Raw genomic sequence first — 21,846 nt, forward strand, 5'->3', positions numbered from 1 at the left:
TCGCTCAGAACTCGCTCGAGACGTTGCCGTCTTCGTCGAGCGTGATGATTGCGTCGAACAGGTCGCGATAGTTGGTGACGACGGATTCGTCGTGAACCTCTTCTGCGAGGTGGAACAGGCCAACGGCGTCGTGTTCGTCGAGCAGTTCGAGGAGTTCGACGACCGCTTCTCTGGCGCGTTCTTCGTCGGCGTAGTAGGCCATCTCGGTGACCGAATCGACGCTGACGCGGAGTTTCGAGCCTTTGTGGCGTTCGAGAAACTTGCGGGTCGCCCGGACGATTCCTTCCAAGTCGTCGGGTGAGGAGACGTAGTGGATGCCCTTGCCACTTCGTCGGGAGTAGCCGCGTTCGATCGAGAGCGCGTCCAGAATTTCGGTCTTTCCCCGGTCTACGCCGTAGTATTCGAGTTTTTGTTCGACCTCACGCGCGGTGGTGCGCGTGGAGATGACGAGGATGTAGTCGGTGTCGGTGTTGAGAAAATCGGTGTCGATGCGGTCGGTCTCCCCGGTGCTCGGGTGGACGAGCAGGAGGCCGGTGCCGCCCGGGATGGAGTCTGGCGTGTTCTCGATCGCGAGGGCGTAATCCATATGGCGAAAGAGCGGTCGGCGATACCTTAAGCCTGCGGGTGTGCTCGACGTGACAGGAGCGGCCAGAAGCATGCTACGGATGGTACTCAGAACACGCTGTCCGCGGTCGCCGCCCCAACGACGCTGAAGATGGCTCCGACGGAGACGGCTTTTGCCGTCACTTCGTAGCGGGCCGTTGTTGCGAGGTCAGAGAGGAACGTCTGTGGGGCGGCGAAGGCGATAGCGAGGATGATGACCGAGCCGAAGGCGACGGCCATGAGCGAAACGAAGCGAATGGGAATGCCACCCACGTCGGCCTCGCGGTCCGGGTCGCGGCCGTCGTCCGCCTTGTACAGCGCACCGTAGCCGATGGCGAAGACGAGCGCGAGGGTCACGAGCCCGTGCCAGACTGTCATGTTCCGTGCGAGTACCCAGACCTCTTCGGTGACGACGAAGGGGCCTGCGAGCAGGAACCCGCCGACTACCTGTTGCGCCGAATCAGCGAGGGCGTACCGGCGCTTCTTACCGACCATACGCCTTCTCGGAGGTCGAGCAGGATAAACGCCCGGGCGGGGTGGGTCGAGTAGCTCCGGGCAGAAACACGTCGAATCCGTTTTGGTGGCCGACTTCATCTGTCCACGCATGAGCATTCGCCAGGAGTTCGACGCCTGGGCCACCGACGGCCGCGACAAAGGGATGGAAGACCGCCACTGGCACACGGCGAAACACGCACTCGCTCGGATGCCGGTCGAACCGGGCGACACGATTCTCGACCTCGGGACGGGAAGCGGCTACGCCGTCCGCGCCCTCCGTGAGACGAAAGACGCGGGTCGAACCTACGGCCTCGACGGCTCGCCGGAGATGGCGAAAAACGCCCGCAGTTACATCGAAAACCTCGATTCGGGCTACGTCGTCGGTGACTTCAACGACCTGCCGTTCGCCGACGACAGCATCGACCACGTCTGGACGATGGAGGCGTTTTACTACGCCACAGACCCGCACAAGACGCTCCGAGAGATCGCCCGGGTCCTCGCACCCGGCGGCACGTTCTACTGTGCGGTGAACTACTACGAGGAGAACGTCCACTCCCACAAGTGGCAGGACAACATCTCCGTCGAGATGACGCGCTGGACGCGCGAGCAGTACCGCGATGCGTTCCGCAACGCGGGGCTCTACGTCGCAGAGCAGGACCACATCGGCGACTGGGACGTCGAGATTCCGGACGAGGACGCCTTCCCGCACGAAGGGTTCGAAACCCGCGCGGACATGGTCGAGCGATACCGCGAACTCGGCACGTTGCTCACCGTGGGCGTTGCCCCCTGAGTGGCCAGTTCCGTTCTGTTGAGCTGCTGATTTTCACCGCGTCACCGCCTCGAACCCCTTCATTTCGACTGGAAAGTTGCCGGATTCGTCACCGCACTCGCTCGATATTACGGTGACACCCGTCGCAATCGTGGCAAGTATTTTGTCAGTTGCGCGCAGAGTGGTAGGCTGTGTCCTCACCTGGCCAGCGTCAGTACGTCCTCGTCGGGTTGGTTGTGTTCTTTACGCTGCTCACGGCTGCCTTGCTGGTCGACGTTCTTGCGACTGTCTTTTTCGCAACCACTGTGGCGTACGTCCTCTTTCCCGTCCGTGAGTGGCTCGTCACGTACCACCTGAAACCGCGCTACGCCAGTGCGGTTGCCACCATCTTCGCCTTTCTCGGGGTGGCCGCGTTGCTCGCGCCCGTGGGCATCGTCCTCTACCTTCGTCGTAATCAGTTCGTAGACTTCATCCAGAATCTGCCGCCGGAAATCACGATTCGCTACAGCGGGTTTTTCTACACGCTCCAGACGGACGACGCCATCACCTACGCGAACGATACACTGACTGACCTCGCCATCTCGGGGGTGCAAGCCGCACCCGTCCTCGCGCTCAAGGCGGCACTGTTCACCTTCCTCGTGTTCGCCATCCTGCTCGAGCCACGCGGTGTCGGGGCGGCGATTTTCCGCCCTATCCCTCGCGACTATCACGACATCGTGATGGCGATTCACGAGCGCATCCGGGACACGCTGTTCGCGATTTACGTCCTGCAGGCGGCCACCGCCCTCGGGACGTTCGTCCTCGCGCTCGCCGTGTTTTTCCTGCTCGGCTACGAGTCGTTTTTCGCACTCGCCGTCATCGCCGGCATCCTCCAGTTCATCCCCATCGTCGGCCCGAGCATTCTGGTGATTGGACTCGCGGGCTATCAGGTGAGTATCGGAGAAATCGACGCCGCGGTGGCCGTTCTCGTCCTCGGATTAATCCTCATCGCGTTCGTCCCCGACGCGCTCATTCGCCCCCGACTCGCCGAGTGGTCTGCGGACCTCCCGGGAAGCCTCTACTTCGTCGGATTCGTCGGTGGCATCCTCAGCGTCGGTGTCATGGGCTTCATCGCCGGGCCGCTCGTCATCGCGTTGCTCGTCGAAGCGCTGGACCTGCTCAGTGACCGCCAGATGCGTCGCGGAACGCTGTTTTAGTTCTCTGTTCGACGCGCAGTTTTAGCTCCCCGTTTCAATTGTCATGCCGCGACGTTCCCACTCGGTGAGACTCCCTTCGTAGAACGAGATGTCGGAAAAGCCGAGCCACCGGAGAACGAGGTAGGTGTGACTGATGCGCCGAGCGGTGTTGCAGTAGAGAATGACCGATTTCTCGGGAACGATGTCTTTTGATTCAAGAATCTCCGTTGCCTCGTCGGGCGCGAGAATGCCGCGCGTCTCGTCGTCGACGAGTTCTCGCCAGTCGAACTGGACTGCACCTTCGATGTGCCCTTCCTCGAACTCCGACTGCTCGCGGGTGTCCACGATGACGGTGTCCGTGCCGATTGCGGCGGCCACTTCGTCAGCCCCGATGAGCGGGCGGTCGTCGGGAATCGTGGCTTCGTAGTTGCTCGGCTCGCGCTCTGCCCCTTCGCTCGTCGTCTCGTGTTCGAGTTGCCACGAACTGAAGTCACCCGAGAGGAGGTGCAACTTCGCCGGGTCGTGACCGTAGAGCTGCGCAGTCACGAGAAATCGAGCGGCAAAGACGCCGTGGGTGTCGTCGTAGGCAACGATGTGGTCGCCACGGGCGATGCCTGCTTCCTGCATCAATCGCGAGAATGCGTCCGCTCCGGGGAGCATCCCCTCGTCGCCGCCGTCCTCGTCGCGAAAGCTGTCGAAGGGAACGTTCACGGCGCCCGGGATGTGCCCGATGCCGTCGAATTCCCAGGCGTCGCGCACGTCCACGACGGCGATGTCGCCCAGTCGCTCGGCGACCCACTCGGCCGAGACGATGAGTTCGTCCATACGCTTGCCACGCGAGCACGATGCTTCAACCCTTCACTAACGGCGGTTTCGCGCTGCGACTCGGGGATGCCGGACGCTGTTGCCGGGATTCCGGACTTTCGCGAAGACGCTCTCACAAGCCACCTTTTGTATCCAGACTCGCTGATTGGCTACCAACTGCGTCAGCGCCCGGTTTTTCGCTCGTCGTAGCTCCCGGCAACACTTACGGCGAGGTGGGAGGAGAGGCCGGACCTGCCTTGAGTCATACTACTATGAAGGTGGGTAGCGTAGGGTCTAGCGCAACCATGAGCGATTACGCAAAAGACGTCCTCGTCTCCGCGGACTGGGTGGAGAGTCACCTCGATGAGTTTCAGAGCGACGACTCCGAGTATCGACTGGTGGAAGTCGACGTAGACACGGAAGCCTACGACGAGGCCCACGCGCCGGGCGCAATCGGCTTCAACTGGGAGACTGAACTGCAGGACCAGGTCGAGCGAGACATCCTCCAGAAGGAGGACTTCGAGAACCTGCTCGGCAGCCACGGCATCACCGAGGACTCGACGGTCGTCCTCTACGGTGACAACTCGAACTGGTTCGCCGCCTACACCTACTGGCAGTTCAAGTACTACGGCCACGAGGAAGTTCGCCTCCTCAACGGTGGCCGCGACTACTGGGTCGAAAACGACTACCCAACCACCGACGAGGTGCCGTCCTTCAGCGAGCAGACGTACAACGCTCGTGGGCCGTTCGAGGGCATTCGCGCCTACCGCACGGACGTCGAGAAGGCCATCGACCGCGGCGTTCCGCTCGTCGACGTGCGCAGTCCAGAGGAGTTCTCCGGCGAGATTCTCGCCCCGCCAGGCCTTCAGGAGACCGCCCAGCGCGGCGGCCACATCCCCGGTGCGGCTAACATCTCGTGGGCCGCGACGGTCACCGACGACGGCACATTCAAGTCCGCGGACGAACTCCGCGAACTCTACGAGAGCCAGGGCATCAAAAACGACCAGGAGGTCGTCACCTACTGCCGTATCGGCGAGCGCTCCTCGATTGCGTGGTTCGCGCTCTCCGAACTCCTCGGCTACGACAGCGTCGTGAACTACGACGGGTCGTGGACCGAGTGGGGCAACCTCGTGGACGCGCCAATCGAGCGCGGGAACTGAACGCCTTCATCACTACGTTTATTGTGCACAGCATCTCGTAGCGACGCGTCCCGCAACCCACTCGTCGACCCTCACGCGGCTACAAACCCCAGAAGAACGCGATTCCGAGCACCGTTACGAGCGAGAGAAGCACTTGAAGCGGTGCACCCACCCGGAAGTAGTCGGTGAATCGATACCCGCCGGGGCCGTAGACGAGGAGGTTCGTCTGGTAGCCAATCGGTGTCATGAAATCGGCGCTCGCCGCGAAGGTCACCGCGAGGACGAACGCGAACGGGTTCGCACCCACCTGAGCTGCAGTGGAAACGGCGACGGGAATCATCAGGACGACGCTCGCGGTATTGCTGAGGAGCGCGGTCATCAGCGCCGTGACGACGTAAAACACCCACAGAACGCCGATGAGGGGGAGGACGTTGCCGCTCAACGCAACGAGGCCACCGAGGAGGGTGGCTGCGCCCGTCTGTTCGAACGCCATTCCCAGTGGGATGACGCCGGCGAGCAGGAAGATGACGTCCCAATCGACGGCATCGTAAATCTCGTGGGGTCTGAGGATACCGCCGAGAACCATTGCGATGACGCCACCGATTGCCGCGACGAGGATGTCGAGGACGCCGAGTGCGGCGAGGACGACGACGCTGACGACAATCCCAATTGCGAGCGATGTCTTCGATTCGAGAAACTCCCGTTGTGGCGCTTGGGAGACGACGATGATGTCACGGTCGTTCGACAATTTGTCGAGGCTCTCCTCGGTCGCCTGAATCAACAGCGTGTCACCACTTCGGAGGCGAATACGATTCAACCGTTGTTGGAGGAGTTCACCTCCGCGGCGGATCGCCAGTACGTTCGCGTCGTACCGCTGTCGAAAGGTGGAACTTCGGAGCGATTGCCCCAAGAGCCCGGACCAGGAGGGGAGGATGAGTTCGGCCAGCGTCTGTGACCCCAGGTCAGTCGCAAGCGCTTCGTCGCTGCTGCCGTTTGTCGACCCGAGCGACAGCCCTTTGGTCGCCACGAGCCGTCGAACGATGTCGATGTTCGCTCGGAGGACGAGTTTATCGTTCGCACGAATTCTGACGCTGTCCAACGGCTCGAGGAACGTCTCTCCCTCTCGAATCACCTGGATAACGTCGAAGTCGAACTCTGTGCTGCGAAGCCCGCCTCGGAGACGTTGACCCACCAGCGGTGACGCTTCGTTGACGACGACTTCCGCCAGATACGGCGCGAGGTCGTACTCGGTGACGTAGTTTTCAGCGGGCTTGATGCGTTCTGGAATCAGCCGGTGACCGACGAAGATGAGGTAGATCGCCCCCGTTAAGAACACGAGGACGCCGAGTTTCGTGAACTCAAACATGGAGAATGGGTGGTCGATGAGGCGTGCGGAGACGCTGCTCGCGATCAGGTTTGTCGAAGTGCCGATGAGCGTGAGCATGCCGCCCACCATGGAGGCGTACGAGAGGGGGATGAGGAGTTTCGATGGAGAGGTGCGCCCCTTCTGTGCGAGGTCAGAGACGACGGGAACGAGCATCGCGACGATGGGTGTGTTGTTGATGAATCCTGAAGGGATTCCGGCGACTGTGAGCGTGGCGAGCAGTTGTTTGCGTTCGTCCGTTCCAGCGTACGCCGCCATTCGTGTGCCGAGGCGCTGGACTGCCCCGGTTCGGGTGATGCCCGCGCTCAGTACGAACATCGCGAGGACGGTGATGGTTCCCACGTTGGAGAATCCGGAAATACCCTCTTCGGGCGTGATATTCGTCCAGGAACCGAGGACGATGAGCACGAACATAATGATGAGCGCCGTCACGTCGACGGGGACGCGCTCGCTCACGAACAGGCTGAACGCAAGGAGAGCGATGCCGAAAACGACCAGCATATCCACCGTAAGCGGAGGGAGGTCGCCCCCAACTTGCGTGGCCAGAAGGAGCATTACAGCCCGTACGACAGCAGACGCCATAGTATAGTCGGTCAGTTGTCACATGTGCGGGTCCCTCGCCGGCCAAAGCCCGCGGAGCAGACGTAACCGACACCGATGGATAAATCCGGCGAGCAGTCGTATCGCATGCTATGACTCCAGAGGACTTCCTCGACACCGTCCGAGAGGAGAACAAGACACCGCTCTCACGACTTGGCTCCTCGAAGGCACTCTACGCCGACACGCACGGCGACTTGGACAAGAAACCCGTCCTGAAGGCCGCCGCCACGGCAGAACACACCGCCGCAGAGACGTTCGAGGCATGGGCGGAGTCTGAGGAAAACGACACCGCGCGCGCCGTGTTCGAGGCGGCCGCCGAAGACGAGTACGACCACTACGAGCAGGTCGCTGCAAAACTCGACGACGATGACCTCGGCGACCGCGTCCCGGCGATTCAGACCTACCTCCGCGACCTCGAAGACCCCATCGCCCGCCTCGGCGGGTTCTGCGGGCGCGTTCTCGTCGCCCGGGCGTCGAAGAAGCAACTCGTCGGTTTCTTCGTCGGGAAGGCAGACCCGAAGACTTCCCAGCTGTTCCGTGACCTTTCGAGCGACCTGGACGAGCAGGAAGAACAGGCGGTCGCCGCGCTCGCGGAACTCTGTGACGCAGAGGAGGACTGGGCAACCGCACTCGACGCCGCGAGCGAGGCACTGCAGGCGGCCTACCGAGAGTATACGGAGACGCTCGAAGGCATGGGAGTGAACCCGAAACCGGTCTGCTGACCGGTGCGTTTGGCGGTGACTCGATAGCTCCCCCCACCGTCTTCTACACCGATTCGTCGGTCGTCCAGCACGCAAATTCATTCTTCTCGCCGTCGATTGGTATAGTATGCCACACAACAACCACCACCGGTGCAACCTCTGTGGCCGAGACTTTTCGAACCACGCGACGCTCACGACGCACCTGAAGCGTCGCCATCCGCGTGAGGAAGCCCGCTGGTGGGTCGTGTCGGAACATCCGGAAAATCTCCAATTCGAGTACTGACGGCAACTCTGCCGCTTCGTGAACACTTTTTACGACACTCACTGTCACACCGCACGTGAACTTCTGGTCCGACCCGTCCCGTCGCCGGTGGGTGGTGTGGGGGGCCCTCGCCGTCGCGTTCATCCTCGTGAGTCTCTATCGGCTCTCGACTGCCGTCCTCGCGGACGAGCTGATGCGCGCATTCGACACCACCGGCGCGGGTCTCGGCACGTTGCACGCTGCGTTTTTCTACATCTACGCCGCGCTCCAGTTACCCTCCGGCGTGCTCGTAGACCGCGCTGGTATCAGAAAAACCGCGACCGTCGCCGTCCTCGTCATGAGTATCGGGGCAGTCGCGTTCGCCTTTGCGAACAGTTTCGTCACGGCGTTCGCGAGCCGCGCCCTGCTCGGATTGGGCGCGTCGGTCATCTACATCTCCATCCTCCGATTCGTCGCGAACTGGTATCGGGCGAACGAGTTCGCCACCCTGAACGGCCTGACCGTCGGGGTTTCGGGGCTCGGCGGTATCCTCGCGACGACGCCCCTCGCCATCGTCGTGGCGGGTGTCGGGTGGCGCGATACCATTCTCGTCCTCGGTAGCTTTGGCTTCTTCCTCGCGGTGGCCATCTACGTCCTTGCCCGCGACACGCCGAAGCAAGCGGGCCTCGACCCAATCGACGGCGTTCCGTCCTCGCCCGCCCTCTCGCTCTCTGAAGTCGCGTCGAACCTCGGTGGCGTCCTCAGAGAACGCGAGACGTGGCTCGCGGGGCTGATGTTGTTTTGCATCATCGGCGTCAACATCACGCTGCTCGGCCTGTGGGGCGTCCCCTTCGTCGTCCAGCAGTACGGTCTGACCGTGACCGAGGCGTCGACCTACACGTTGCTCGGGAGCGTCGGTCTCGTCCTCGGCCCGCCCACCTTCGGGTGGATTTCTGACCGCCTCGAAAATCGGACGGCGATTCTCGTCGTCGCGGGATTCGTCTACACTGCCGTCCTCGGCGGCGTCGCACTCTCTGGCACGCCCCCGCTTGCCTTCGTCGCGGCCATGTTCTTCCTCATCGGCTTCCTGATGGGCGGGTTCGCCATCGCCTACACGGTCATCAAGGAGCGCCACGACAGCGCCGCGAGCGGCGTCTCGACGGGGACGGTGAACACCCTTGGCTACATCGGCGCGGCGCTGTTCCCGACGCTGATGGGTGTCATCCTCGACGCCTACTGGACCGGCGAGACGGTGGCCGGGTCGCGCATCTACACCGACGCAGGGTATCGCGTCGCCTTCGCCATCGCCACGGTGGCCGGCGTCATCGCCCTCGTCTGTGCCCTCTCGTTGCACGTCAGGAAGCACGGTTGGGCGGCGCTCACCCCGTCGTTCGACGGCGTTCTCTGAGTGGGCAGGCACACAGGTCAAGTGGCTCGGGGCCCAACACCGGCCAATGAGTGATTCCGGTCCGTTGTCCCCAGACCAACCGGGAAAGGGGCGACCGTTTCGGGTGGAAGCGCCGTTCGACCCTGCGGGTGACCAGCCCGAAGCAATCGAGCAACTCGCGGCAGGGTTTCGCGAGGGAATGGACCGCCAGACCCTGCTCGGCGTGACGGGGTCGGGGAAGACGAACACGGTGAGCTGGGTGATAGAGGAGATACAGAAGCCGACGCTCGTCATCGCCCACAACAAGACCCTCGCCGCCCAGTTGTACGAAGAGTTCAAGAACCTCTTTCCGGACAACGCAGTCGAGTATTTCGTTTCGTACTACGACTACTACCAGCCAGAGGCGTACATCGAGCAGACGGACACCTACATTGACAAGGACGCCTCCATCAACGAGGAAATCGATCGCCTGCGCCACTCGGCGACGCGCTCGCTGCTGACCCGCGACGACGTCATCGTGGTCGCCTCCGTCTCCGCCATCTACGGCCTCGGTGACCCGCGCAACTACGAATCGATGGCGCTGCGCTTAGAGCAGGGTCAGCAAATCGACCGCGACGAGGTGCTAAAACGCCTCGTGGACCTGAACTACGACCGCAACGACGTCGACTTCACGAACGGGACGTTCCGCGTCCGCGGCGACACCCTCGAAGTGTTCCCGATGTACGGCCGGTTCGCCGTCCGCATCGAGTTCTGGGGCGACGAAATCGACCGGATGTTGAAGGTGGACACCCTGGAGGGTGAGGTCAAAAGCGAGGAACCGGCCGTCCTCGTCCACCCCGCAGAGCACTATTCGATTCCAGAACAGCGTCTGGAACAGGCCATCGAGGAAATCGAGGACCTCCTCGAAGACCGCATCAACTACTTCCAGCGCAAGGGCGACCTCATCGCCGCCCAGCGCATCGAAGAGCGCACGACGTTCGACTTAGAGATGATGCGCGAGACGGGGTACTGCTCCGGCATCGAGAACTACTCGGTCCACCTCGACAACCGGCAGGTGGGCGACCCGCCGTACACGCTGCTCGACTACTTCCCCGACGACTTCCTGACCGTCATCGACGAATCCCACGTCACGCTCCCACAGATTAAGGGTCAGTTCGCGGGTGACAAATCGCGAAAGGACTCGCTGGTTGGCAACGGATTCCGTCTCCCGACGGCCTACGACAACCGGCCGCTCACCTTCGAAGAGTTCCAGGAGAAGACCGACCAGACGCTGTACGTGAGTGCGACGCCGGCAGACTATGAGCGTGAACACTCGGCGCAAATCGTCGAACAAATCGTTCGTCCGACGCATCTCGTGGACCCGAAGGTGGAGATTTCACCGGCGGAGGGACAGGTCGAAGACCTACTCGACCGAATCGCAGAGCGCGTCGAGCGCGAGGAGCGCGTCCTCGTGACGACGCTCACGAAACGCATGGCAGAAGACCTCACCGAATACTTCGAGGAGGCTGGCGTGGCGGTCGAGTACATGCACGACGAGACGGATACGCTGGAGCGCCACGAGTTGATTCGCGGCCTGCGCCTCGGCGAGTTCGACGTGCTCGTCGGCATCAATCTGCTGCGCGAGGGCCTCGACATTCCTGAAGTCTCGCTAGTCGCCGTCCTCGACGCAGACCAGCAGGGCTTCCTCCGGTCTTCGACGACGCTCATCCAGACGATGGGACGCGCTGCCCGCAACGTCAACGGCGAGGTCATCCTCTACGCCGACGACACGACCGATGCGATGCGGACGGCCATCGACGAGACCCAGCGCCGTCGGCAGATTCAGACCGAGTTCAACGAGGAACACGGCTTCGAACCCCAGACTATCCAGAAGGAAGTCGGGAAGACGAGTCTCCCCGGGAGCAAGAAGAAACAGCGCAACGTCGCCCGCGTGACTCCGGAGACGGACGACGAGGCGTTGGACCTCATCTACGAACTCGAAGACCGGATGCAGGAGGCGGCGGACAACTTGGAGTTCGAACTGGCCGCCGACATCCGGGACCGCATCCAGAAACTCAGAAAGGAGTTCGATCTCGACGCAGACGACGGAGTCCCGGCCCCCGGCGAAGCCTGAGGTTCGCACGATTTTTCCACGACCGTTGCCCGGATACACGTCGAGTTGCACTCACGGCCTCTTAATACAACTAAATTTGTTTTATTGAAACCAATATTGGAAAGGTTTAACCGCGATGGCGGAGCACGACTGCATACACCGCGGCCGAGGCCGCTCTCGGTTTCGAGCGGCGCTCTGCGCCGGCTCTGAGTGGCAACGCTCGGCTGAAATCTATCCATGAGTTACCAACAATCCAACTCACAGACCGACTCGGTACAGACGATACTCGACCGTGCATCGGGGAGCGTCGAGGGGTCGCTCGCACCCGACGTGCGCAACGAACTCGTCTCTGAAATCGAACGCACCCTCTACGACGGGACGTCGCGCGAAGAACTGTTTGAGGCCGTCGTCCAGTCGCTCACTGCTCGCATCGAGCGCGACCCCCTGTTCGACCGCCTCGCGGCCGCCGTATTTCGCCGTGGGTACTACGAACGTCTGCTCGGCACACCGCTCTCCGACGACGTGGATAGGGCGTATCGCGACCACTTCAAGGCGAGCATCCGCGAGGGCGTGGACAGCGGCCTGCTCGACGCCCGAATGGGCGAGTACGACCTTGACGAACTCGCAGACTGTCTCGTCCCGTCACGCGACGACCGACTGGACTATATGGCAATGGAGACGCTCGTCCAGCGGTACTTCCTGCGCCCAGAGACGGACGAACAACCGCTCGAACTCCCCCAGACGTTCTGGATGCGCGTGGCGATGGGTCTCGCGTTGAACGAGGACGAACAGCGACGAATCGACCACGCCGTCGATTTCTACGACGTCCTCTCATCGCTCGACTTCGTCACCTCGACACCGACGCTGTTCCACGCCGGAACTGCCCATCCACAGCTTTCGTCGTGTTATCTCACCACCGTTCGCGACGATTTGGACGACATCTTCGACGCCTACAAACAGCACGCGAATCTCTCGAAGTGGTCCGGGGGCCTCGGCAACGACTGGACGAATCTCCGGGCAGCGGGAGCACTCATCGAGAGCACGGGCGTCGAATCCACCGGCGTCGTCCCGTTCCTCAAGATTTCGAACGACGTGACGGCGGCCATCAACCGCTCGGGAAAGCGTCGCGGCGCGGCCTGCGCCTATCTCGAATGCTGGCATCTCGACTTCCCGGCGTTCGTCGATTTGCGCCGGAACACGGGCGATGAGCGCCGTCGCACCCACGACATGAACACCGCCGCGTGGATTCCAGACCTGTTCATGGAGCGCGTCCAGGCCGACGAGCAGTGGACGCTCTTTTCTCCCGACGAGGTGCCCGACCTCCACGAAACCTACGGTCAGGAGTTCACAGAGAAGTACCGTGAGTACGAGCGCCGTGCCGAGGCGGGCGAGTTTCGCCAGTACGAGCAGGTCGCCGCGAAAGACCTCTGGCGGAAACTGCTCACCCGGCTGTTCGAGACGGGTCACCCCTGGATTACGTTCAAAGACCCGTGTAATGTCCGGTCGCCACAGGACCACGCCGGCGTGGTGAACTCCTCGAATCTGTGTACCGAAATCACGCTCAACACGAACGCGGAGGAAACGGCCGTCTGCAATCTCGGCTCGGTAAATCTCTCTCGACACGTCACCGGAGGCGGCCTCGACCGCGAGAAACTCGCCGACACCGTCGAGACAGCGATGCGAATGCTCGACAACGTGGTCGACCTGAACTTCTACCCGACCGAGGAAGCAGAGCGGTCGAACCTGCGCCATCGACCTGTCGGCCTCGGCGTCATGGGCTTTCACGCTGCTCTCCTCGAACAGGACATCCCGTTCGCCTCCGAACGAGCGGTCGTCTTCGCGGACGAAGCCCAGGAGTTCGTCTCCTACCACGCGATTCTCGGGTCGTCGAAACTCGCCGCAGAACGCGGTTCGTACGACTCCTACGAGGGGTCGAAGTGGTCACGTGGAATCTTCCCACAGGACACCATCGACCTGCTCGAAGCCGAACGCTACCGGGAGATTCCCCTCGACGTGACCGAACGTCTCGACTGGAACGAACTCCGTGACCACGTCGCCGACCACGGGATGCGCAACTCGAATACGATGGCGGTCGCTCCCACCGCGACGATTTCGACGATTGCGGGGACGACGCCCTCCATCGAACCAATCTACTCGAATCTCTACGTCAAGTCGAACATGAGCGGGGAGTTCACCGTCGTAAACGAGTCCCTCGTCGCCGACCTGAAAGCTGCGGGTCTCTGGGATGCGGGCATGGTGGACCGAATCAAGTACCACGACGGCTCGATTCAAGAGATTCGAGACATCCCCGCGGAACTTCGCGAGAAACACCGCGGCGCGTTCGAAATCGACCCGCGCCACCAGTTGCGCCTCACCGCCCAGCGAGGCGTCTGGATCGACCAGAGCCAGAGCCACAACGTCTTCTTCCCGGCCACCGACGGCAAACTCTTAGACGACATCTACACCACCGCCTGGGAACTCGGCCTGAAGACGACCTATTACCTCAGAACGCTCGGCGCGAGTCAAATCGAGAAGTCCACCCTCGACCTAGATGAATACGGGAAGACCCAGACCCGCGGCGAGCAATCGAACACAGACGAGGGAGACCTCTGTCGCGTCTCCGACCCGACCTGCGAGTCCTGCCAATGACGCTCCTCGATACCACCACCGAACACGACCCGAACAAGATTCTGCCAATCGATTACGGGTGGGCCCGCGAGTACTACAAGGCGGGCGTCGCGAACAACTGGACGCCAGAAGAGGTTCCGATGCAGGACGACGTGTTCCAGTGGCAAAACGGGAAATTGAGCGACGAGGAACGCCGCCTCGTCGAGTGGAACATGGGATTTTTCTCGACGGCGGAATCGCTCACCGCGAACAACATCGTCCTCGCCCTCTACGAGTACGTGACTGCCCCCGAGTGTCGCCAGTACCTCCTTCGGCAAGCCTACGAGGAGGCCATCCACACGGACACGTTCATCTACTGCTGTGACTCGCTCGGCCTCGACCCCGAGTACATCTACGGAATGTACGACCGTATTCCCTCCATCGCTGAGAAAGACGAATTCGTGGTCGAACTCACGCAGGTGGTGGACGACCCGACTTTCACCATCGAGACGGACGACGACGTGCGAGCGTTCTTACGCGACCTCGTCGGCTTCTACGTCATCATGGAAGGCATCTTCTTCTACGCTGGGTTTGCGATGATGCTCGCCCTCAAGCGACAGGGGAAGATGGTCGGCATCGGCGAGCAGTTCGAGTACATCATGCGCGACGAGTCGGTCCACCTCGCCTTCGGCGTGGACCTCGTAAACGAGATTCGCCGCGAGCATCCGGGCGTCTGGACCGAGGAGTTCGATGCGGAGGTGACCGACCTCATCGTCGAGGCCGTGGAACTCGAACAGATATACGCCCGCGAGGCCTGTCCGGACGCGATTCTCGGGATGAACGCGGAACAGTTCGCAGAATACGTCGAGTACATCGCAGACCGTCGATTGCAACAACTGGACTTAGAAAAGCAGTTCCACACTGACAACCCCTTCCCGTGGATGTCGGAGGCGGTCGACCTGAACAAGGAGAAGAACTTCTTCGAAACGAAGGTCACGGAGTACCAGAGCGGTGGGTCGCTCGACTGGTAACTAAACCGCCCGTGAGTACACCGACTCTGCCACTTCCTGGTCGGCCATCGTCACGCTGCCCGACCCCGACTTTCGAAAGCCCATTCGCGTAAACAGCGTCTCCGCCATTTCATCGCCGTCCACGACGATGGCTCGCATCTCGGCCACGCCGTCGTCGCGCAGGTCGTCGCGGAATCGCTCGTAGAGTCGGTAGCCGATACCCTCGTCCCAGCGGTCGGGATGCGTGTAGAGGCGGACGATGTCTCCCTCGTTCGCGGTCGAGACGCCGTGGCAGAACGCGACGACCCCGCCATCGTCGGCGACGAGAAAGTCGGTTTCCCGTTGGTCGATGAGGGTTCGAAGCGCGTCGGGCGCGTACCATTCTTCGACCGTCCGAGTGATGGTGTCCTCGTCCAGAATGTCGTCGTAGGTCGCCTTCCACGCGGCGTAGGCGACGTCTCTGATGGCGTCGAAGTCGGCTTCTGTGGCGCGTCGTATCTCCATACAGTCCTGTCGTCATCGGGTGGCTTGAGATGGACAGAAAGACGGGTTATGTGAAGTTATCGCCAGTCCAGTTGCGTCCGTCATTCGAGTGCGGCCGCGAGTTCCATCCGACGCGCCCGCCGCTGTTCGAGCGCGAGGTCGCGCAGCCCTTCTTGCTTCGTCGTCGGACAGTCGAGGTCGGGAACCGTGGCCGGCTGTTCGGCCTCGTCGAGGGCGACGAAGGTAAAAAACGAGGTTGCCGTCTGCTGGCACTCACCCTCGCTCGGGCGTTCTGCGGAAACGTTCACCTTCACGTCCATGCTCGTCCGACCGGTGTCGAAGACGTAGGCTTCGAGCGTGACGATGTCTCCGAGGTCGATAGCCCCCGTGAAATCGACGTGGTCCATCGACGCGGTGACGACCTGCCCCTCGCAGAAGCGTCGCGCTGCAATCGCCCCGCAGATGTCCATCCAGTGGAGGACAGAGCCACCGAGGGCGCGGCCGAGATTGTTCGTATCGTTCGGCATCAGAATCTCGCTCATCTCCGTGAACGAAGCGTCGAGCGTGGTCGTACCCGTGGCCGTCGTCGTGGCGTCGTCCGAAGCCATACGCACACGTCCCGGTGGAACTGCATAAAACAACTGAAATTGTCTTATTGAAAATTAAATTGCTACTCGGCTTCGACTTCTTCGGGCACCGTATTCGCCTCCGCCACTTCTACCTGCTTCAGAATCTCGTCGATGTCGTCCAGCCCGAGCAACTCGCGGGTCTCTGCGTCGAACGCCTGACTCAGAAGTTCCTCGCCGTTCGCGCTCACGTCGCTCCCGGTGAGGTGCTTGCCGTAGCGGCCGACCAGCGAGGTCAGTTCCTGTGGCATGATGTAGGTAGTGGAGGGGCTCGTCCCGATGGCTTCGAGCGATTCCAGTCCCTTGTCGAGGACGGCCCGCTCGCCCATCGCCTCCGCGGCGCGTGCCCGGAGCGTCGTCGCGATGGAGTCACCCTGCGCTTCTAACATCTGGGCCTGCTTTTCACCCTGTGCGCGGATGACCGAGGAGTCTTTCTCACCCTGAGCGCGCTCGATGGAACTGCGCCGTTCACCCTGCGCTTCGAGAATCATCGCGCGGCGGCGACGTTCTGCCGAGGTTTGTTCTTCCATCGCGGCGACCACGTCGCGACTCGGCGTGATGTTCTGGACCTCCACCGCCTCGACGCGGATGCCCCACGCGTCGGTGGGCCCTTCCAGTTCGCGGCGGATGCGGTCGTTTATCTCGCGACGCCGCGAGAGCGTGTCGTCGAGTTCCATGTCACCCAACACAGCGCGCAGCGTCGTCTGGGCGAGGTTCGAAGTGGCGCGCATGTAGTCGTCCACTTCGAGGAACGCCCGCTTTGCATCGGTCACTCTGAGGTAGAGGACCGCGTTCGCGATGACCGGCGAGTTGTCGCGGGTGATGGCTTCCTGCTCTGGAACGTCCATCGTCTGGGTCCGCATGTCGAACGCGTAGGTCTCGGAGACGAACGGCGGGACGAATCGGATACCGGGACCGAGCAGGTCGCGGAACTCACCGAAGACGGTGAGCGCCTGCTTTTCGTAGGCCTGGACGATGACGACGGACTTCGCGACGATGATGGCCGCCCCGGCGAGGGCGAGGAGGCCGAGAATCGCGATTCCGTCGAGAACCGAGAGGAGGACCAGGAACAGAACCACGGCGGCGGCGAGCGCGACTACACGACCCAGACCGCCCCCGTCTGCGCCTCTCGAGAGCTTTCCGAGTTGGTAGAAGAAGCTATCCATACGGTCACTTCTCAGTACCCCGAGTTAATTGTTAGCCTCGTTGACTATTGGAGGCGACGGCGTATCTGCTCGGCCCGCGACGCACCGACGCCGGCCACCGACTGCAACTCGCTCACCGAGGCGGCCCGGATGCCATCGACGCTTCCGAACCGTCGCAGGAGTCGCTTTCGCAGCTCCGGACCGACCCCGGGGATGTCGTCGAGGACGGTCTTCACCTCGTCGCGGAGCGTCTGGTGGTACTGGACCGCAAAGCGGTGGGACTCGTCGCGCACGCGCTGGAGGAGGTGCAGCTGCGGTGCCTTCGAGGGCCAGTCGTAGGTCCCCTCGGAGGTAATCACGAGTTCTTCTGCCTTCGCAAGAGCGATGGCTGGTACGTCCCACCCGACTTCCGAGAGTGCCTCGCGGGCGGCATTCAACTGCCCTTCGCCCCCGTCGATGAGCAGGAGGTCGGGGTCCGGGCGGTCGTCTCGACCCTCCACGGCGCGTTCTGCCCGCCAGCGAATCAGGTCACGCATGTTCGCGTAGTCGTCGTTCGTGTCGGTGAGCTTCTTCCGCCGGTAGTCGGCCTTCGCTGCCGACCCGTCCACGAACGTCACGTTGCTCCCGACGACGGCCTTCCCCTGGGCGTGGCTCACGTCGAACCCCTCGATGCGACGAATTCGACCCATGCCAAGGGCGTCGCCGAGTGCCCGACCCTCGTCGGTTGCCGGCGACCGCCGGGCGTTTTTGAGCGCCAAATCGACGAGCGTCGCCTCGCGGCCCGCGCCCGGTACGCGGACGGAGACCCCTTCGGCTTCCAGCCATCGGTCGATTTCCGGGTCGTCGTGGCGCTCTGGCAGCAAGATGGCGTCGGGCAACTCTCGCTCGGCGTAAAACTGCGGGATGAACGCAGCGAGCACGGCAGCGACCCGTTCCTCGCCACCCTCGGGGGCGTCCATAGTGTACTGCTTGCGGTCGACGAGTTGGCCGCGCTCGCTGTGCAGGCGGGCCACCGTCGTCGTCTCGCCCTCGATGACGACGCCGAGCACGTCCACGACCATCTCGCTCCCCGATTTGGCGACGACGTCACCGCCGCCCCCGTGAAACCGACGGGCCGCGTCGAGGCGGTCGCGCAGATTCGCCGCCCGCTCGAACTCCTGATTGGCGGCGGCGCGTTCCATCTCGGCCTCGAGCGGTTCCGTGAGTATGCCGCTCTCGCCTTCGAAAAAGCGGACGACAGCATCCACGTCGGCGACGTAGGCTCCCTTCCCGATTTCGCCGGTGCAGGGGGCAGTACACAGCCCGATGTTGAAGTCGATGCAAGGGCGAGTGCGCCCGGCGAATTTGTGGTCAGAACAGCCCCGGATACCGTAGGTCTCACGGATGGCCTTCACCACTTCGTCCACCCGGCGACGGTTCGTGTACGGGCCGAAGACGGTCGCGCCCTGCTCGGGGTCGCGGGTCACTTCGATGCGCGGGTACTCGTGGCCCGTGAGCTGGACGAGTGGATATGACTTGTCGTCTTTCAGCCGGACGTTGTACTTCGGCTGGTGGCGCTTGATGAGGTTCGCTTCGAGCAACAGCGCCTGCGTCTCCGTGTCAGTGACGGCGTAGTCGACGGTCTCTGCGCGTTCGACCATCTGTCCGATGCGAAAACTGCGTGGGTCGGCGTACGACCGCACCCGACTGCGTAAGTCGACCGCTTTCCCGACGTAGAGCGTGGTGTCGCCCTCCAGGAACTGGTAGACCCCCGGCTCGCTGGGGAGGGATGTCGCCTGCTCCCGAAGGGCGGCCGCGTCCATACCCCTCGTATCGCCCGGAGACGGTTGAACGTAACGCGCGGCCTCCGCCTCACTCCCCTCCCCCGAACGCTCCTCGCTTCCCCGCCGTCCCTACGTCTCCTCTGTTGTTTCTGTCGTCTCCTCCTCGGTAGTTCCTGTCGTCCCGTTGACCGTGGTCGTCTCGTTGCCCATCGTCGTAGTTTCGTTGTCCATGGTCGTCGTCTCGTTCATCGTCGTAGTGGTCTCGCTGGTCGTTTCTTCGCTCGTGGTTTCGGTCATCTCCTCGCTGGTCGTCTCACCGATGGTCGTCTGTTCGGTCGTCGTCGTGTTGTTCGCCGACCCGCCGGGGCCGGTACAGCCGGCAACCGCGGCGATCGCGGTGCCACACACCGTGCCCACGACGGCGCGTCTAGTCCACGTGCGCGATCCTGTGTCCGTGTGTTCCCCACTCCTCGATTGGTTCATGGTTTGCACCTGTCCAATCTGGTGACCGCAGGATAAGGGTGTACGACCGTTTTACCACCGTTTCAGCCCGTTTCATTCGTTTCCACAAGCATATCGTTTCTGGTGCGTTGAAAGCGATATTTAACGGCTCGGCGAACCGGACGCTCACCGAGGTCGAAGTGTCGGACGAACGTCGTATCCTGCGCGTCCGCGACCGGCGACCGGTCCCGCCAGATTAAACGTATCCACTCCCTAACGGGGCCGTAGATGTCACCTGACACGGACGATTCCCTGCGCCTCTGGCTGGTCCATCGCACCTACGACGACAAGGGACTCATCTCGCTCGTCTACGCCACCGAAGACGGCGCGCGGTACCTGCCGAAAGAACGCTCGACGGCCGCCCTCGGGCGTATTCCGACCACCGCCGCCATCAGCGCCGACCCGGCAAACGTGTATGACGTAGCCGACGAGGAGACGCGCGAACGCTACGAGAAAGAGGCCGCGCGGATGGCCGAGCGCCACGACCCGGACGACGAAGTCTGACCCAACACTTTTCACCGAAAGCGCGGAAGCGCCACGTATGGCCGCCATCGAACTGGCCAACGTCACCAAGCGATACGACGACGTGGCCGCCCTGAAAACCCTCGACCTGACGGTCGAGCGCGGCGAAATCTATGGCTTTCTCGGCCCGAACGGGGCGGGAAAGTCCACCACCATCAACCTCCTGCTCGACTTCATCCGCCCGACGGCGGGGACGGTTACCGTCCTCGGCCACGACGCGCAGGCCGAAAGCCTCGCGGTTCGCCAGCAGACGGGCGTCCTCCCCGAAGGCTTCTCGGTGTACAACCGTTTGACCGGCCGCAAGCACGTCGAGTTCGCCATCGAATCGAAGGAGGCGAGCGACGACCCCGACGCACTCCTCCGACGAGTCGGCCTCGAAGGCGAGGGCGACCGGAAAGCGGGTGGGTACTCGAAGGGGATGCGCCAGCGACTGGCACTCGCGATGGCCATCGCTGGCAGCCCCGAACTGCTCATCCTGGACGAACCATCGACCGGCCTCGACCCGAACGGGGCCCGCGAGATGCGTCGCATCATCACCGAAGAACGCGACCGCGGCGCGACCGTGTTCTTCTCCAGTCATATTTTAGAACAGGTCGAAGCCATCTGTGACCGCGTTGGGATTCTCCGGAAGGGCGAACTCGTCGCCGAGGACACGCTCTCTGCGCTCAGAGACGAGACCGGCGCGGGGACGACGCTCGTCATCACCGTCGCCGCACTTCCTGACGGCGCGCTCGACGCCGTCCGTTCGCTGCCGGGCGTGCTCGACGTATCTCACGAGGACGACACGGTCACAGTCGCCTGCGAGGACGGGACGAAGACGCGCGTCCTCACCACGCTCGAAGACAACGGCGCGACCGTGACCGACTTCTCGACGAAAGAGGCGTCGCTCGAAGACCTGTTCGCCTCGTACACGGAGGTTTCGGCGTGACCGCCGTCACCGTCGCGAAGAAGGACTTCGCGGACGCCATCCGTTCGAAAGTCCTCATCGCGCTCGCCACGGTATTCGTCCTCTTCGCCGTCGGTGCGGCGTACGTCTTCGCCGAATACATCGCGCCGACCGCCGGGAACAGAGCACTCTCTACCGTCGGCCTCATCGTCTTCCTGCTCGGGCCAGTCGGCACACTCGTCCCACTCACGGGGCTGCTGGTCGGGTACAAGGCAATCGTCGGAGAACGCGAGAGCGGGAGTCTGAAGTTCCTGCTCGCGCTCCCACACACCCGCCGAGACGTGGTTCTCGGGAAACTGCTCGGTCGTTCTGGCGTCCTCGCGACGGCCATCCTCGCCGGGTTCGTCCTCGCGGCCGTCGTCGTGGTCGTGCTCTACAGTTCGTTCTCCGCGTCGGCGTTCGTCGGCTTCACCCTGCTCACGCTCCTGTTCGGCGTCGTGTTCGTGAGCGTCGGCGTCGGCATCTCCGGCGCGACCGGCTCTGCGTCGAAGGCCACGGCACTCGTGTTCGCCTTCTTCGTCCTCTTCGAGTTCGTCTGGGGGTTCATCCCGTCGCTGCTCCTCTACGCGATTGAAGGAGTGTTTTTCACCCCGAATCCGCCTGACTGGTACCTGTTCATTGCGAACATCAGTCCGAGTTCGGCCTACAGCAACGCGATTGGCCTGGTGCTTCCGGCGAACGCGGGCATCCAGTCCGCTGGAAACGTGCCGTCGGTATTCATGGAACCGTGGTTCGGCCTGCTCGTCCTGCTCGTCTGGGCCGCCGTCCCTCTCGCGATTGGCTACTATCGCTTCGAGAACGCCGACCTCTGAGGCGCACAACACCTTTCTTTCCCGCCTTCGTGGCCTCCGCC

General features: G+C 62.6%; 21 protein-coding genes. 12 read left to right on the forward strand and 9 right to left on the reverse strand.

Going from position 1 to position 21,846, the window contains the following annotated elements; genetic code table 11:
* Positions 1-4: 4 nt before the first annotated feature.
* Together P0648_RS01700 and P0648_RS01705 are read right to left on the reverse strand one after the other, a co-directional pair.
* On the reverse strand, positions 5-586 hold the full coding sequence (locus P0648_RS01700; RefSeq protein ID WP_276245970.1) for an ATPase domain-containing protein: 582 nt from the start codon (positions 584-586) through the stop codon (positions 5-7).
* A gap of 86 nt (positions 587-672) precedes the next feature.
* On the reverse strand, positions 673-1,098 hold the full coding sequence (locus P0648_RS01705; RefSeq protein ID WP_276245969.1) for a DUF2391 family protein: 426 nt from the start codon (positions 1,096-1,098) through the stop codon (positions 673-675).
* 109 nt (positions 1,099-1,207) lie between these two features.
* On the opposite strand from P0648_RS01705, the gene P0648_RS01710 reads away from it, so the two are divergent.
* Positions 1,208-1,888, forward strand: a complete 681-nt coding sequence (locus tag P0648_RS01710) for a class I SAM-dependent methyltransferase (protein ID WP_277504988.1) — start codon at positions 1,208-1,210, stop codon at positions 1,886-1,888.
* A 170-nt stretch (positions 1,889-2,058) separates the two neighbouring features.
* The gene (locus tag P0648_RS01715; RefSeq protein ID WP_277504989.1) at positions 2,059-3,063 is read left to right on the forward strand and encodes an AI-2E family transporter; all 1,005 of its coding nucleotides are present in this window, start codon (positions 2,059-2,061) and stop codon (positions 3,061-3,063) included.
* 21 nt (positions 3,064-3,084) lie between these two features.
* Here P0648_RS01715 and P0648_RS01720 read toward each other — a convergent pair whose 3' ends face one another.
* On the reverse strand, positions 3,085-3,867 hold the full coding sequence (locus P0648_RS01720) for a sulfurtransferase (RefSeq protein ID WP_276245966.1): 783 nt from the start codon (positions 3,865-3,867) through the stop codon (positions 3,085-3,087).
* Between the two features lie 284 nt (positions 3,868-4,151).
* Here P0648_RS01720 and P0648_RS01725 point away from each other — a divergent pair, with 284 nt between their 5' ends.
* The gene (locus P0648_RS01725) at positions 4,152-5,006 is read left to right on the forward strand and encodes a sulfurtransferase (protein WP_277504991.1); all 855 of its coding nucleotides are present in this window, start codon (positions 4,152-4,154) and stop codon (positions 5,004-5,006) included.
* A 79-nt stretch (positions 5,007-5,085) separates the two neighbouring features.
* On the opposite strand, the gene P0648_RS01730 is transcribed toward P0648_RS01725, so the two are convergent.
* Complete coding sequence (locus P0648_RS01730) at positions 5,086-6,924, reverse strand: SLC13 family permease (protein ID WP_369685665.1); 1,839 nt, start codon at positions 6,922-6,924, stop codon at positions 5,086-5,088.
* Positions 6,925-7,061: 137 nt separating this feature from the next.
* Here P0648_RS01730 and P0648_RS01735 point away from each other — a divergent pair, with 137 nt between their 5' ends.
* From P0648_RS01735 to P0648_RS01760, 6 genes are all read left to right on the forward strand, one after another.
* The gene (locus tag P0648_RS01735) at positions 7,062-7,691 is read left to right on the forward strand and encodes a rubrerythrin family protein (RefSeq protein WP_276245964.1); all 630 of its coding nucleotides are present in this window, start codon (positions 7,062-7,064) and stop codon (positions 7,689-7,691) included.
* 106 nt (positions 7,692-7,797) lie between these two features.
* Positions 7,798-7,953 carry a hypothetical protein gene (locus P0648_RS01740; RefSeq protein WP_276245963.1) on the forward strand — a complete coding sequence of 52 codons (156 nt, stop codon included), beginning with the start codon at positions 7,798-7,800 and terminating at the stop codon, positions 7,951-7,953.
* A gap of 55 nt (positions 7,954-8,008) precedes the next feature.
* Positions 8,009-9,319, forward strand: coding sequence for an MFS transporter (locus tag P0648_RS01745; protein WP_276245962.1), 1,311 nt, complete (start codon positions 8,009-8,011; stop codon positions 9,317-9,319).
* Between the two features lie 46 nt (positions 9,320-9,365).
* On the forward strand, positions 9,366-11,411 hold the full coding sequence (uvrB, locus tag P0648_RS01750; protein WP_277504993.1) for an excinuclease ABC subunit UvrB: 2,046 nt from the start codon (positions 9,366-9,368) through the stop codon (positions 11,409-11,411).
* A gap of 216 nt (positions 11,412-11,627) precedes the next feature.
* A complete protein-coding gene (locus P0648_RS01755; protein WP_276245960.1) occupies positions 11,628-14,039 on the forward strand; it encodes a ribonucleoside-diphosphate reductase subunit alpha in 2,412 nt (803 codons plus the stop codon).
* Positions 14,036-15,028, forward strand: a complete 993-nt coding sequence (locus tag P0648_RS01760) for a ribonucleotide-diphosphate reductase subunit beta (RefSeq protein WP_276245959.1) — start codon at positions 14,036-14,038, stop codon at positions 15,026-15,028. Before P0648_RS01755 ends, P0648_RS01760 begins: the two co-directional genes overlap by 4 nt.
* Here the strand turns inward: P0648_RS01760 and P0648_RS01765 are convergent, their stop codons facing one another.
* The 5 genes from P0648_RS01765 to P0648_RS01785 form a co-directional block, all read right to left on the reverse strand.
* Positions 15,029-15,511, reverse strand: a complete 483-nt coding sequence (locus P0648_RS01765) for a GNAT family N-acetyltransferase (RefSeq protein ID WP_276245958.1) — start codon at positions 15,509-15,511, stop codon at positions 15,029-15,031.
* Positions 15,512-15,591: 80 nt separating this feature from the next.
* On the reverse strand, positions 15,592-16,098 hold the full coding sequence (locus P0648_RS01770) for an acyl-CoA thioesterase (RefSeq protein WP_276245957.1): 507 nt from the start codon (positions 16,096-16,098) through the stop codon (positions 15,592-15,594).
* Positions 16,099-16,160: 62 nt separating this feature from the next.
* On the reverse strand, positions 16,161-17,282 hold the full coding sequence (locus P0648_RS01775; protein ID WP_276245956.1) for an SPFH domain-containing protein: 1,122 nt from the start codon (positions 17,280-17,282) through the stop codon (positions 16,161-16,163).
* 44 nt (positions 17,283-17,326) lie between these two features.
* Positions 17,327-19,063 carry an excinuclease ABC subunit C gene (locus P0648_RS01780; protein WP_277504994.1) on the reverse strand — a complete coding sequence of 579 codons (1,737 nt, stop codon included), beginning with the start codon at positions 19,061-19,063 and terminating at the stop codon, positions 17,327-17,329.
* Positions 19,064-19,153: 90 nt separating this feature from the next.
* Entirely contained in the window at positions 19,154-19,432 is a 279-nt protein-coding gene (locus P0648_RS01785; RefSeq protein WP_276245954.1) for a hypothetical protein, read from the reverse strand.
* Positions 19,433-19,753: 321 nt separating this feature from the next.
* Between P0648_RS01785 and P0648_RS01790 the strand changes: the two genes are divergently transcribed.
* The 3 genes from P0648_RS01790 to P0648_RS01800 are packed head-to-tail and all read left to right on the forward strand — an operon-like array spanning position 19,754 to position 21,805.
* Positions 19,754-20,029 carry a hypothetical protein gene (locus tag P0648_RS01790; protein WP_276245953.1) on the forward strand — a complete coding sequence of 92 codons (276 nt, stop codon included), beginning with the start codon at positions 19,754-19,756 and terminating at the stop codon, positions 20,027-20,029.
* A 37-nt stretch (positions 20,030-20,066) separates the two neighbouring features.
* Entirely contained in the window at positions 20,067-20,975 is a 909-nt protein-coding gene (locus P0648_RS01795) for an ABC transporter ATP-binding protein (protein ID WP_276245952.1), read from the forward strand.
* Positions 20,972-21,805 (forward strand): ABC transporter permease subunit, encoded by an 834-nt coding sequence (locus P0648_RS01800; RefSeq protein WP_276245951.1) that lies wholly within the window; start codon positions 20,972-20,974, stop codon positions 21,803-21,805. The genes P0648_RS01795 and P0648_RS01800 overlap by 4 nt, the downstream gene beginning before the upstream one ends.
* Positions 21,806-21,846 lie beyond the last annotated feature (41 nt).

The organism is Haladaptatus sp. DYSN1 (assembly GCF_029489995.1).
In the GTDB taxonomy this organism is placed as follows: domain Archaea; phylum Halobacteriota; class Halobacteria; order Halobacteriales; family Halococcaceae; genus QDMS2.